This is a genomic window from Mesorhizobium sp. P2_F8, assembly GCF_056403655.1.
In genome coordinates this window covers 507,686-520,784 of record NZ_JBFUFB010000004.1, presented here as the reverse complement: position 1 = coordinate 520,784, position 13,099 = coordinate 507,686, and the positions used below count along the sequence as shown (strand labels likewise).

At 64.0% G+C, this 13,099-nt stretch carries 7 protein-coding genes; 5 read left to right on the top strand and 2 right to left on the bottom strand.

What is annotated here, in order from left to right; genetic code table 11:
- Positions 1–36: 36 nt before the first annotated feature.
- Positions 37–1,953, bottom strand: coding sequence for a molecular chaperone DnaK (dnaK, locus tag AC1DZP_RS13270; RefSeq protein ID WP_095083681.1), 1,917 nt, complete (start codon positions 1,951–1,953; stop codon positions 37–39).
- Positions 1,954–2,442: 489 nt separating this feature from the next.
- On the opposite strand from dnaK, the gene AC1DZP_RS13265 reads away from it, so the two are divergent.
- From AC1DZP_RS13265 to AC1DZP_RS13245, 5 genes are all read left to right on the top strand, one after another.
- The gene (locus AC1DZP_RS13265; RefSeq protein ID WP_477302859.1) at positions 2,443–4,401 is read left to right on the top strand and encodes a hypothetical protein; all 1,959 of its coding nucleotides are present in this window, start codon (positions 2,443–2,445) and stop codon (positions 4,399–4,401) included.
- A gap of 10 nt (positions 4,402–4,411) precedes the next feature.
- Positions 4,412–8,269, top strand: a complete 3,858-nt coding sequence (locus AC1DZP_RS13260) for a DUF7929 domain-containing protein (protein WP_477302857.1) — start codon at positions 4,412–4,414, stop codon at positions 8,267–8,269.
- 194 nt (positions 8,270–8,463) lie between these two features.
- Entirely contained in the window at positions 8,464–9,141 is a 678-nt protein-coding gene (gene rpe, locus AC1DZP_RS13255; protein ID WP_477302855.1) for a ribulose-phosphate 3-epimerase, read from the top strand.
- A gap of 391 nt (positions 9,142–9,532) precedes the next feature.
- Complete coding sequence (locus AC1DZP_RS13250) at positions 9,533–10,279, top strand: GntR family transcriptional regulator (RefSeq protein ID WP_477302853.1); 747 nt, start codon at positions 9,533–9,535, stop codon at positions 10,277–10,279.
- Between the two features lie 168 nt (positions 10,280–10,447).
- Positions 10,448–11,962: a malonate--CoA ligase gene (locus AC1DZP_RS13245; protein WP_477302851.1), complete on the top strand. Its 1,515-nt coding sequence runs from the start codon at positions 10,448–10,450 to the stop codon at positions 11,960–11,962.
- 24 nt (positions 11,963–11,986) lie between these two features.
- On the opposite strand, the gene AC1DZP_RS13240 is transcribed toward AC1DZP_RS13245, so the two are convergent.
- Positions 11,987–13,099 (bottom strand): NAD(P)/FAD-dependent oxidoreductase, encoded by a 1,113-nt coding sequence (locus AC1DZP_RS13240; RefSeq protein WP_477302849.1) that lies wholly within the window; start codon positions 13,097–13,099, stop codon positions 11,987–11,989.

Sequence of the window (13,099 nt, the reverse complement as noted above, 5' to 3'; positions counted from 1 at the left end):
CGCCGGGCTTTTCGCTTTATCCTGCCGTCAAACGGTTCAGGCCGACTTCTTCTTGTCGTCGTCCTCGTCGATTTCCTCGAAATCGGCATCGACCACGTCACTGTCCTTGGCGGCATCCGCCTTGGCGTCGGCTTCCGCCGCTTCCTTCTGCGAAGCCTCGTACATGGCCTGGCCAAGCTTCATCGAAGCCTCGGCAAGCGCCTGCGACTTGGCCTCGATGTCGGCCGCGTCATCGCCTTCGGCCGCGGCCTTCAGCGCCGTGATCGCATCTGCGATCGCCGTGCGTTCGGCTTCCGAGACCTTGTCGCCATATTCCTTCAGCGACTTCTCGGACGAATGCACCAGCGCCTCGGCCTGGTTGCGGGCCTCGACCACGGCACGCCGCTTCTTGTCGCTCTCGGCATTGGCCTCGGCGTCCTTGACCATCTTCTCGATGTCGGCGTCCGAAAGGCCACCCGATGCCTGGATGCGGATCTGGTGCTCCTTGCCCGTGCCCTTGTCCTTCGCCGAAACGTTGACGATGCCGTTGGCGTCGATGTCGAAGGTGACCTCGATCTGCGGCACGCCGCGCGGCGCCGGCGGGATGCCGACCAGGTCGAACTGGCCAAGCGCCTTGTTGTCGGCGGCCATTTCACGCTCGCCCTGGAAGACGCGGATGGTCACGGCGGACTGGCTGTCCTCGGCCGTCGAGAACACCTGGCTCTTCTTGGTCGGGATCGTCGTGTTGCGCTCGATCAGCCGCGTGAACACGCCACCCAGCGTCTCGATGCCGAGCGACAGCGGCGTCACGTCGAGCAGCAGCACGTCCTTGACGTCGCCCTGCAGCACGCCGGCCTGGATGGCGGCGCCGAGAGCGACGACCTCATCCGGGTTGACGCCCTTGTGCGGCTCTTTGCCGAAGAACTGCTTCACGATCTCCTGGATCTTGGGCATGCGGGTCATGCCGCCGACCAGGACGACTTCGTCGATTTCGCCAGCCTTCAGGCCGGCATCCTTGAGCGCCGCCTTGCAAGGGTCGATGGTGCGCTGGACGAGGTCGTCGACCAGCTGCTCGAACTTGGCGCGCGTCAGCTTCAGCGTCAGGTGCTTCGGCCCGGTCGCATCGGCGGTGATGAAGGGCAAGTTGATCTCGGTCTGCGTCGTCGACGACAGCTCGATCTTGGCCTTTTCAGCCGCCTCCTTGAGGCGCTGCAGGGCCAGCTTGTCGTTCTTCAGGTCGATGCCCTGTTCCTTCTTGAACTCGGCCGCCAGATACTCGACCAGACGCATGTCGAAATCCTCGCCGCCGAGGAAGGTGTCGCCATTGGTCGACTTCACCTCGAACACGCCGTCGCCGATCTCGAGCACCGAAATGTCGAACGTGCCGCCGCCAAGGTCATAGACGGCAATGGTCTTGCCATCCTTCTTGTCGAGGCCGTAGGCGAGCGCGGCCGCGGTCGGCTCGTTGATGATGCGCAGCACTTCCAGCCCGGCGATCTTGCCGGCGTCCTTGGTTGCCTGGCGCTGGGCGTCGTTGAAATAGGCCGGAACGGTGATGACCGCCTTCTCGACCTTCTCGCCGAGATAGGCTTCCGCCGTTTCCTTCATCTTCTGCAGGATCATGGCCGAGATCTGGCTGGGCGACTGCTTCTTGTCGCCGGCCTCGACCCAGGCATCGCCATTGTCGCCCTTGACGATCTTGTAGGGGACAAGCTTCTTGTCCTTCTCCGTCACCGGATCGTCATAGCGGCGGCCGATCAGGCGCTTGACCGCGAAGATGGTGTTTTCAGGATTGGTGACCGCCTGGCGCTTGGCCGGCTGGCCGACGAGACGTTCGCCGTCGCCGCTGAAGGCGACGATGGAAGGCGTCGTGCGCGCGCCTTCCGCATTCTCGATCACCTTCGGCTCTTTGCCATCCATGATGGCGATACAGGAGTTGGTGGTGCCGAGATCGATACCGATTACTTTTGCCATTTTTCTAGTCTCTCCGCTAAGCAGGCTCTCAGGACCCGTACAGGCGTTCCGACGAAAGCCCCTGTTCACAAGAAATTCCGTTCCGGCAACCGGCATTCCGGCGCCGAACGGCTTGGCGCGTATATAAGAACAGGCAGCATCGCGCGCAAGCATTCTGCGCAAGGCTTCCATGAACCTTTCCACCTCAGCCCGCGACTGATGTCCAGGTGCCGCATTGTGCGGCCCGGAAAGGAAGCCCCCATGACCATTAACCCAGAGGCTCTGAGGTCTCCGGGAACAACAGAAGCTCGGCGCGACCACCGCCTTCGGGACGAGGTCGACGCGCTGGGCTTCCGGTTGATTCCGTTGACCCTGCGTAAGAGCAGGCGTATCGTCAAGATGAGGAAAGCAGACAATTCGATCAGGGAAGAACGTGCCGGACCACCGCGCCTTGCCCTGGTTTGCGCGGTAACGCCGGATGTTTCTCCCGTGGCTAACGGGGGTAGCTTCATGTCTCGCGTCCGCGGCACGTTCGTGTCTTCTCTCAACAGCGGCCTGCGCCGCGCCATGCATCCGGGCGGATTGCTTGTGCTGGCACTCACTGCCGGGCTTTGGCTGGGTGACGCAGCACGGGCGCAGGACACCCAGATCATCTATCCCGGCTCGATGGCGGTAACCGGATTTTCCGGAACTATCATTCCCAATTTCGACGAGGGCCTGCCGCCCGGCGTCGATCCGGTCGACGAAACCTTCATCGACACCACGCGCGCCACCTTGCGCGTGTTCGACGTCTCGCATCTCGGCGGGCCGGCCGCCGGCCAGCTCGTCTCCATGCCGCCGCCCTTCGAGGTGACGGCCGAACAGATCGGCCAGGTGTTCGGCCTCACCTATGATGACGGCGTGCGCAACGGAGTTCCGTCGGGCGTTCCCAATCTCTATGCCGGCGCCACCTCGCTGCACGGCATCCGCATCGTCACCCCGGATGCCGATAGCGATGGAAGGCCGGAGCGGCAGCGCCGCGGCGCGGCCGGCGCCACCTTCATGGATGGCCAGTTCGGCACTGAAAACGGCGGCGGGCCGGGCACCATCTGGAAGATCGACGGCATCACCGGCCAGGTCTCCAAATTTGCCGACATCGACACCAACAGCGGTCCCGGCATCGGCAACCTCACCTTCGATCCCATCCACCGCCAGTTCTTCGCTTCCGACCTCGACACCGGCCTGATCCATCGCATCGACGCCGAAGGCAGGCTGATCGACAGCTTCGACCACGGCGTTGCTGGGCGTCCGGCGCATGGGTTGGCTCCGGTCGCCGACGATGGTTCGGTGATGGACATACAGGGCGCGGCCTTCGACAGCGAAGACCCCGACAGCTGGGGCTACACGCAAGACGAGCGCCGCGTCTGGGGCGTCTCCTATCATGGCGGCCGGCTCTATTATTCGGTCGGCGAAAAGTCGGAAATCTGGTCGGTGGGCATTGCCCGCGACGGCACTTTTGCCGGCGACCCGCGCTGGGAACTGACGGTCAAGGCCGACAAGGATTACGCGGTCACCGACATCGCCTTCGACAACAGCGGCTTCATGTACCTGGCGCAGCGCGGCCCGGTCGAAAACCGCTATGATTACAGTCAGTTCGCCGATTCCGGCAAGGGCGAGGTCATCCGCTACTGGCGCGAGAATCCGGACGATCCGGCGACGGAATCGGTCTGGGTCGAAGTGCCGCAGGAATATGCGGTAGGCTTCCCGCAAGGCAACCGCCAGTCGGCCGGCGGTCTCGACCTGCAATATGGCTATGATGCCGACGGCAATCTCGACACCTCGGTCTGCACGCAGACGCTGGTCAACACCGGCGACAAGCTGCGCGACAATCCGGCGCTCGCCGAGCAGCTCGCCGCCGGCGGGCCGCTGGCCGTGCACGGCGTGCAGGTCACGCCCAAGGACCTGGTCAAGCCGGCCAACGTGCCGCCCTTCGGCTCCTGGTTCGTCGATTTCGACGGCTATTTCGAAGATCCCGAAGTGGAAGGCCATGTCGGCGACGTCGCGGTCTGGCATCCCTGTGAAGGTCGCGCCGGCTATTATGAAGAAATCCCGGGCGGCTATCTGCCCCCCTTCTACCCGCCGGACTTCCCACCGCCCGGCAATCTGCCTCCCTGTCTCGATGTCGAGGACGTCCAGTACTACTGCACGCCTTCCGGCCTCGAGGCCGATCTCTATCTCCATGACCATGCCGGCTTCGGCGGCGATTCGATCAAGGCCCAGTCCAGGACGCCAGGCGTCGGGGTGACTTCCCCCATGTCGCATGCGCCCGGCACGCCATACACGATCGGCATCACCGGCCACTATCCGGGCGACACAGTCGATGTTGGGCTCTGCTTCTACAGGAAGTCCGACAAGGACAAGGGTGGCTACTACCCTTGCTGCAAGATGACTTTGCCGCTCAGAACCCCAGCCGTCAGCTGCGAACGTTGAGGAGGGGAAGATGAAAAATCTCGCACTTTCCCCGCTCGCAACGAGCAACCAGTCAAAGCAGTCAACCGTCTTGGAGACGATCATGAAACCCCTGTCACTCGCCAGGCGCGGCGCGCGCTGGCTGATGGCGGCCGGTATCGCGGTCGCCACCCTGACCCCGGTGCAAGGCTTCGCCGAAGAGGTCTACACCGTCATTACGGAGCCCAGACTCGACCTCGACAATCCGCGCGTCATCAATCCGGAACCGGGCCGGGTCGTGCCTTTCTTCACCAAGAAGGGCACCCAGAGAGGCTGCGACTATGTCGTCTATTCCCTGAGCTTCGGCCTGCGCGGCGACCCGCAGGGTTTTGCCGACCCTGGCTTCGCGGCCAGACTGAAAAAGGCCCGGCTCGACTTCAAGGACCAGCTTCCGCACGGCCTTGAGATCGTCAACGTCAATGTGTCCGGCGACGGCACGGATGCGGCCGGCGGACCACTGCCGGGTGCAACGATCAGCACATCGGCAAATCCCAACGACACGGCGACGGTTTCCGATTTCCGGATTTCCGCCTCCGATCTCGACGGCGTCGGCGCTCCCAACGAGCGCGTCATCACCTTCCAGATCACGGCCAAGATCGACCATGCGGCGTTTCCTTCGCCGACCATCGTCGACAACCAGGGCATGATCAAGGTGACGCCGGAAGCCGGCACGGGGATCATCATCCCGTCGCAGGATCCGAGCAAGCCCGACGACGGCGACATCAAGACCGGCGAAAAGACCTCGATCAAGATCGATGTCACCAAGTGCAATCCGCCACCGCCGCCTCCCGGCAAGGAATGCTTCAAGGTGGAGCGCGGCACGGTTGATTGCGTGCCCGGTGGCGGCGCCTTCATCTACCACATGCCGGTCGGCCCGGAGATGGGCGGCAAATGGGTGCAGGTGTCGACGACAACACCCGGCATCACCATCATCCCCGACACCCAGCTGGTGCCGGCGGGCGGCGGCGTGCTCAACTGGAAGATCGTTGGCGCGTCACCCGGCGATGTCATCCACCTCATCGTCACCGGCATCGAAACCTATGCCGGCCCGGAGGAAGGCTGGGGCCTGTGCTGCACGCAGACCATCGACATCGTCATCCCGCGCGACCAGAGATGCCCGCCCAAGGACAAGGAGCCGGACCTCAAGGTTGAAAAGCGTGCCGAAGTCCAGCGTTGCACGATGGGCGGCGGCTGCGACTTCACCATTAGGGTGACCAATGTCGGCACCGGTGCCTATCACGGCAAGATCGTGCTCGACGAGGTGACGCTGCCGGCCGGCTCGACGCTCGATTCGGGGCCCAATCCGCCCTGGGTCTGCGTACCCGGCACCACCCCGATGACGTGCACCTATCCGGTGACCACGCTCAATCCGGGAGCCTTCGTCGACCTCAAGCTCGGCTTCAAGCCGGCTGGCGGCTGGCAAGGCAGCGTGCTGCGCAACTGCGCCACCTACGATTATTCGGCCAGCGGCAAGCCGCTGTTCGGCAGCCAGTCGAACGATCGCGGCTGCGCCTCGATCCCGATCTGCCGGCGTGGCGACCGTGATCGCAACTGCCAGCCACCGGTCGAAAAGAAGGTCGACCTGATCCTGAAGAAGCGTGCCCGCACCAAGGTCTGCACGGCCGACGGCATCTGCACCTTCGTGATCGACATCATCAACAACGGCACCTTCACCTACAATGGGCCGCTGACGGTGATAGACAGCTATCCAGGCGGCGCGCCCGCCTCCTCGACCTTCGGCCCGACCCCGCCATGGACATGCGGCCCGACCGGCCCCGGCCAGTTCCGCTGCGACAATGCGGGCATCTCGCTCGCACCGGGCGCCTCGACACCGATCTTCGTCAAGGCGGTCATGCCGGCCGGCTATCAGTCCGATACGGTGGAGAACTGCGCAGAGGTGAAGGCCATCCCTGGTGAAACCGACCTCACCAACAACAAGGCCTGCGCCAAGGAACGCATCCGTCATCCCAATGGCGGCAAGCCAGCCTTGCGCATCACCAAGGTGTGCAATGGCTCGCTGGCCGGTGCCGCAGTCGTCTCTTGCCGCATCACCGTCGTCAATGCCGGTACGGCTGCCCCCACCGGGCCGGTGCGGGTCAACGACGCCGCCACGCTGGTGGCGGGCGGCGCGCCCGTCCAGATCCAGACCGTCACCCCCGACGGCGCTGAATGGGCGTGCGGACCGGTTCCGGCCAATACGCTGTCGTGCCAGATTCCCGGTGCCGTCATGACACCTGGAACCAGCCGCCACTTCGACGTGACGGTTTCGGCGAACGGCGAGTTTGAGAACTGCGCGCGGGGTTCGTATGGTCCGGCCCCCGGCGACGACATTGTCTATCCGATCGGCCAGGCCTGTGCCAAGGGCGGCGGCTCTTCGACCATCCGCGTCGAAAAGACCGGCGACCGCGAATGCAAGCTCGGCCAGCCCTGCTCGTTCGAGATCACCATCACGAACGATGGGACGAGCCCCTTCTCCGGTCCGGTTCGCATCGGTGATGCGATCGGCGTCGAAGGTCTCGGCAGGCTGGACGGCGTTGCGATCACCTCGATCGATCCGCCTTTCGGCTGCTCGCCGGAACCGGCGACCTTGCCACTGTCCTGCATTGCCAACCTGACGCTCGGCGCCGGGGAGAGCCAGGTGCACCAAGTCACCGTGGTCATTCCCGACGACGGCCGCCTGGCCAATCTGCAGGGCAATGTCAGCGGCCAGAACTGCGTCGGCGTCCTGTCTCCCGACACCCGGGTGCAAGGCGGCGACATGCTCCCCGGCGACCAGGCCAATGTCCCGGGCGATCGTGGCAAGGCCTATGCGTGCCATCCCTTCACCATCACACATGAGGTGAAGAACGAGTGCTCGCCAGGTTTCGTCATGAACGACGCCGGCAGGTGTGTCTGCCCGCAAGGCACCACCTTCCGTAACGGCCAGTGCTCGCCCGACGGTGGCGTCATCGTCGAGCCAAAGCCGCGGCCCTGCGTGCTGCTCGAAGGCCAGATCCGCACCCAGGACGGACGTTGCGTCTGCCCACGCGGAACCGGGCTTCAAAACGGGAAGTGCGTCAAGACCGACAAGCCTGAGCAGTGCACGATCCGCGGTCAGGTCCACAATTCGGACGGCGATTGCGTCTGCCCGAAGGGTACGGAAGTCAGGGGCAATGCCTGCCGTCCGATCCGGCCGAAGCCTGAGCAGTGCACCATCCGTGGCCAGGTCCACAATGCCGATGGCGATTGTGTCTGCCCGAAGGGTACGGAAGTCAGGGGCAATGCCTGCCGTCCGATCCGGCCGCAGCCCGAGCAGTGCACCATCCGTGGCCAGGTCCACAATGCCGATGGCGATTGTGTCTGCCCGAAAGGTACGGAAGTCCGGGCCAATGCCTGCCGACCGATCCGGCCGCAGCCCGAGCAATGCACCATCCGTGGCCAGGTCCACGACGCCAACGGCAATTGTGTCTGCCCGAGGGGTACCGAGGTGCAAGGCAATGCCTGCCGGCGCAAACAGCCGCCGGTGGAGCAGTGCGACATACGCGGCCAGGTCCACAACAAGCGCGGCGAGTGTGTCTGTCCGCGCGGGACCGAGGTGATCGACGGCGTATGCCGCAGGTCCAGGCCGCAGGTGGAGGAGTGCGCACCGGGCTCGCAGATGATCAATGGCCAGTGCCAGCCGATCATCAGGCGGCACTGCCCGGAAGGCACGATTGGGCGCTATCCAAACTGCAGGCCGATCCGTGGCCAATTGGAACCAGGCCTGCTGAATCCGAACGTCCTGCAGCAGCTGCTTCCGCGGCGCAGGACGCAAACTGACCAGCAACAGCAGGGCGATCCGGCTGGAAACATCCAGAACTTGAAGCCGTAACCGTCCGCGCGACACAACCAGAAACCCGCCGGAGCAATCCGGCGGGTTTTGTTTGGACCGGGGGCACCGGCAGCCGACATCGGCGGCACGTAGCCTGTGCAGCCAGCCGCCTGTGCACTCGACAAGTCACCTGCGGCGCATTAGGCAGTCGATTGAGTGGCCGGATGAGAAGGGCGCTCGGAAAGGCCGCGCCCATGAGCAAAAAAACCTTGATTGCACCCTCGGTGCTGGCATCGGATTTTTCCAGGCTCGGCGATGAAGTCGAAGCGGTGGTGGCTGCCGGCGCCGACTGGATTCACCTTGATGTCATGGACGGACATTTCGTCCCCAACATCACCTTTGGCCCGCCGGTGATCAAGGCGATCCGCAACCGTACCAAGGCCTTCTTCGACTGCCATCTGATGATCGCGCCGGCCGACCCCTATCTGGCCGCCTTCGCCGACGCTGGCTGCGACGGCATGACGGTGCATGCCGAGGCCGGGCCGCATCTCGACCGCTCGCTGCAGACCATCAGGAACCTTGGCAAGAAGGCCGGCGTGTCGCTCAATCCGGCAACACCGGAAAGTGCGGTCGAATATGTGCTCGACCGGCTCGATCTGATCCTGATCATGACCGTTAATCCGGGCTTCGGCGGCCAGGCTTTCATTCCGGCGATCGTCGACAAGGTGAAGCGGGTCAAGGCGCTGATCGGCAGCCGGCCGATCCGCATCGAGATCGACGGCGGTGTGTCAGCCGAAACCGCGCCTCTGGTCACTGCCGCCGGCGCCGACGTGTTGGTGGCAGGCGCCGCGATCTTCAAGGGCGGCAGCGTCGACGCCTACCGGCAAAACATCCAGGCGATCAGGACGGCAGCCGACAAGGCAGCCGGCTGATCCACGACGCCAATCCTGTCTTCAAGTCCAATTGGCCGCCAACGGCTCTCATGCCCAGCAGGGTCCGTCAGAATCTGATTCGCGAAGCATCGAGCCTGGACGAGACGCCTGATTCGGTCCGTCTTTTGCGCGCGGCAGAAAAGCCGATCGCGCGTGCTCACAAGAACAGATGATCCTGCGTGCATACAAAACACGTTAAGTTTCCGAAGGTTGTAGAAATACGCGACTTTGCATCGCTGAACGGCAAAATGCCGTATATTTCTTCGTGCTTAAGTACAATAGCGTGATCTTCTGCTTGAGCCTCCGAGGCCAGACGCGATATGGTACGTGTACGAAGGGGGATGCTTCGGACTCGAATTGCCCAAACATAATTTGGGGACAAGGAGTCGCTTTGACATACGGAGCTGCCAATCTGAACGACGACGGCGCAGGGCCCAAGAGCACGCTTGCCAGCACGGTCTATCACCAATTGCGGGATGACCTTCTCGGTGGAGTTCTTGAAGCCGAGAGCAAGCTGCGGGTCGAATGGGTGGTTTCCAAATATGGAGCCGGCGCTTCCCCTGTCCGCGAGGCTCTCAATCGCCTCGCCTCGGAAGGACTTCTCGGCAGGCACGACCAGCGCGGCTTCTTCATTATGCCGGTCAGCGCGGCGGAGCTCGAAGAGCTGACGCGCACCCGTTGCTGGCTTGAGGAGCGGGCGCTTCGCGAATCGATCGCCCACCGCACCGCCGAATGGGAAGAACAACTCGTACTGGCGCTGCATCGCCTGGGGCGTGCATCACGTCTTTCGCCACAGGATCTCTCGTCGCTCAATCCGGATTGGGAGAAGTTGCACCGCGTGTTTCATCGGGTCCTGATTTCGGCCTGCCGGTCGCAATGGCTGGTGGGATTCTGCGAGCAGCTTTCCGATCACGCCTACCGCTACCGGCAAATGGCGAGTGACAGCGAAAGCGCCCAGCGCGACGATTTCGGCGAGCATCGCCGGATCGCCGAATGTGCGCTGGACGGCAATGCCGACGGCGCCGTCGAAGCACTGATCAATCACTACCAGCTGACCGCTGCCATGTGCATGGAACGCATCAGGCAAAGTGAGCCTCTGAAGTCGGTCGCCGGCAAGGCGGCACGCGCCCGGCGATAGCGTCGGCTCCGGCAGTCTTTTGCAGCCATCCCTGCAGCCCATAGGCGCCACGGGCAGACACGTGTCCGCGGGTCTTGACGACGCGGCCAAGAACCGCGAACTCTTCGCCGCCCATGCATGCCAAAGCATGCCCGGCGCCGCCGTCTCTACTATCCCCGGGAAGACTTCATGAGCAACGATCTGTTCGACGCGTTCCGTTCCCGGATGCCGGCGCCCGATCGCCTGTTGATGGAAACCGATGATGGCCGCTCGCTGACCTATGGCGATATGCTGGCGCGGTCGGCGCAGCTCGCGCATGCGCTCTTGCAACTGGATGTCGAGCCCGGCGATCGCGTCGCCGTGCAGGTCGAGAAGAGTCCCGAAGCTGTCCTGCTCTATCTCGCCTGCCTGCGTGCCGGCGCCGTCTTCCTGCCACTCAACACCGCCTACACACTGGCCGAGCTGGAGTACTTCTTCGGCGACGCAGCACCACGCCTGGTCGTCTGCGATCCGGCCAGGGCGGCCGACATCGGCGCACTGGCGGAAAAATCGGGCGCCGTCACCATCACGCTCGGCCGCAATGGCGAGGGATCGCTGACGGATCAGGCCTCGCGATTGCCGGCGGACTTCCACGACGTGGTGCGGGCCAAGGACGATCTCGCGGCGATCCTCTACACCTCGGGAACGACGGGCCGCTCGAAGGGCGCCATGCTCAGCCACGAGAACMTTGCTTCGAACGCGCGGGTGCTGGTCGACCACTGGCGCTTCACGGCCGACGACGTGTTGATCCACGCGCTGCCGATCTTCCACACCCATGGTCTGTTCGTTGCCACCAACGTCGTCCTGATGGCCGGCGCCTCGATGCTGTTCGAGCAGAAATTCGACCCGGCCCGCATCGTCTCGCTTTTGCCGCGAGCCACTGCTCTGATGGGCGTACCGACCTTCTACGTGCGCCTGCTGCAGCAGGACGGGCTGGACCGTCAGGCGGCGAAAAGTATCCGCCTGTTCATTTCCGGTTCGGCGCCGCTGCTGGCCGAGACGCACAAGGCCTGGCGTGAGCGAACCGGCCACGCGATCCTCGAACGCTACGGCATGACCGAGACCAACATGAACACCTCGAACCCCTATGACGGCGAGCGGCGTGCCGGCACGGTCGGTTTTCCCTTGCCGGGTGTGGCGCTTCGCATTGCCGATCCCGACACTGGCAGGCCGCTCGCTCAGGGCGAGGTCGGCATGATCGAGGTCAAGGGCCCGAACGTCTTCGGCGGCTATTGGCGCATGCCGGAAAAGACCAAGGCGGAATTCCGCGCCGACGGCTTCTTCATCACCGGCGATCTCGGCATCGTCGACGCCGACGGCTACGTCCACATCGTCGGCCGCGGCAAGGATCTGATCATTTCCGGCGGCTACAACATCTATCCGAAAGAGCTCGAAAGCGAGATCGACGCGCTTGACGGCGTGAGCGAAAGCGCTGTTATCGGCGTTGCCCATCCCGATTTCGGCGAAGGCGTCACCGCTGTCGTCGTGCGGTCGCCGGCTTCGAACATCACCGGAGCCGAAATTCTCGGCGCCATCGCGGAACGCGTCGCAAAATACAAGCACCCGAAGCAGGTGATCTTCGTCGACGAATTGCCGCGCAACACCATGGGCAAGGTGCAGAAGAACCTGCTGCGCGATACCTACAGGGGTCTCTACACATCTTAAGGCTGGACGTGCGCAGGCAGCTCGTCAGCCGCGGTACAGCAGCTCGACTACATGCTCGGCGATCGCCAGGCTTGCCGTCAGGCCGGGGCTCTCGATGCCGAACAGACTGACGATCGGCCCTGTGCCATGGTCGGCCGGACCCTGGATCATAAAGTCGGCCGCAGGCTGGCCCGGGCCGGACAGTTTTGGCCGGACGCCGGCATAGGCCGGCTGCAAGGCGCCGTCGGCAAGATCGGGCCAATAGCGCCTGATCTCGCCGTAGAAGGCCGCACCACGAGCAGGGTCGACCGTGTAATCCACGCTGTCGATCCATTCGACATCCGGACCGAAGCGCGCGCCGCCGCCCAGATCGAGGGTGAGATGGACGCCGAGGCCGCCATTAACCGGCACCGGATAGATCAGCCGCGAGAAGGGTGACCGGCCCGAGAGTGAAAAATAGTTGCCGCGCGCCAGCCATCGCGGTGGAACAAGGCGTTGCGGAAAACCTTCGATGCGGCCGGCGAGAGCCTGCGCATCGAGGCCCGCGGCGTTGACGAAGGCGCCAGCCTTCAGCGCGAAGCCCTCGCCATCGGCATCGCGGGTATCGATCCGGATCCCATCGGCTTCGATCGCCGCTCCGGTAACGGACGTGAGCAGGGCGAAGGATGCACCGGCGGCCTCGGCGTCGCCGCGCAGCGACAGCATCAGTGCCTGGCTGTCGATGATGCCGGTCGATGGCGAGAGCAACGCGCCGGCGCATTGCAGCGCGGGTTCGAGGCTCTCGGCTTGTGCCTGCGTCAAGATTTCGAGATCGCCAACCCCGCAGCTCTGCGCGTTGGCCCTGATCGCGTCCAGCCTTTCCAACTGGCCCGGTTCGACGGCGACGATCAGCTTGCCGGTGCGCGCATGGGCAACATTGTGCTCGCGGCAATAGGCATAGAGCCGCTCGCGGCCTTCGACGCAGAGCCGGGCTTTCAGGCTTCCCGGCGCATAGTAGAGCCCTGCATGGATGACTTCGGAATTGCGCGAACTTGTGCCGGTGCCGATCGCGCCGGCCTGCTCGACCACCAGCACCTCGCGGCCCGACAGGGCGAGCGCCCTGGCGATGGCGAGCCCGACGACACCTGCTCCTGCAATGACGCAATCGATGTCATGCAT

What these genes read in the sequence shown, in the direction of transcription:
- dnaK (WP_095083681.1), bottom strand. Translation starts at nt 1,953, where the DNA reads ATGGCAAAAGTAATCGGTATCGATCTCGGCACCACCAACTCCTGTATC.
- AC1DZP_RS13265 (WP_477302859.1), top strand. Translation starts at nt 2,443, where the DNA reads ATGTCTCGCGTCCGCGGCACGTTCGTGTCTTCTCTCAACAGCGGCCTG.
- AC1DZP_RS13260 (WP_477302857.1), top strand. Translation starts at nt 4,412, where the DNA reads ATGAAAAATCTCGCACTTTCCCCGCTCGCAACGAGCAACCAGTCAAAG.
- rpe (WP_477302855.1), top strand. Translation starts at nt 8,464, where the DNA reads ATGAGCAAAAAAACCTTGATTGCACCCTCGGTGCTGGCATCGGATTTT.
- AC1DZP_RS13240 (WP_477302849.1), bottom strand. Translation starts at nt 13,099, where the DNA reads ATGCATGACATCGATTGCGTCATTGCAGGAGCAGGTGTCGTCGGGCTC.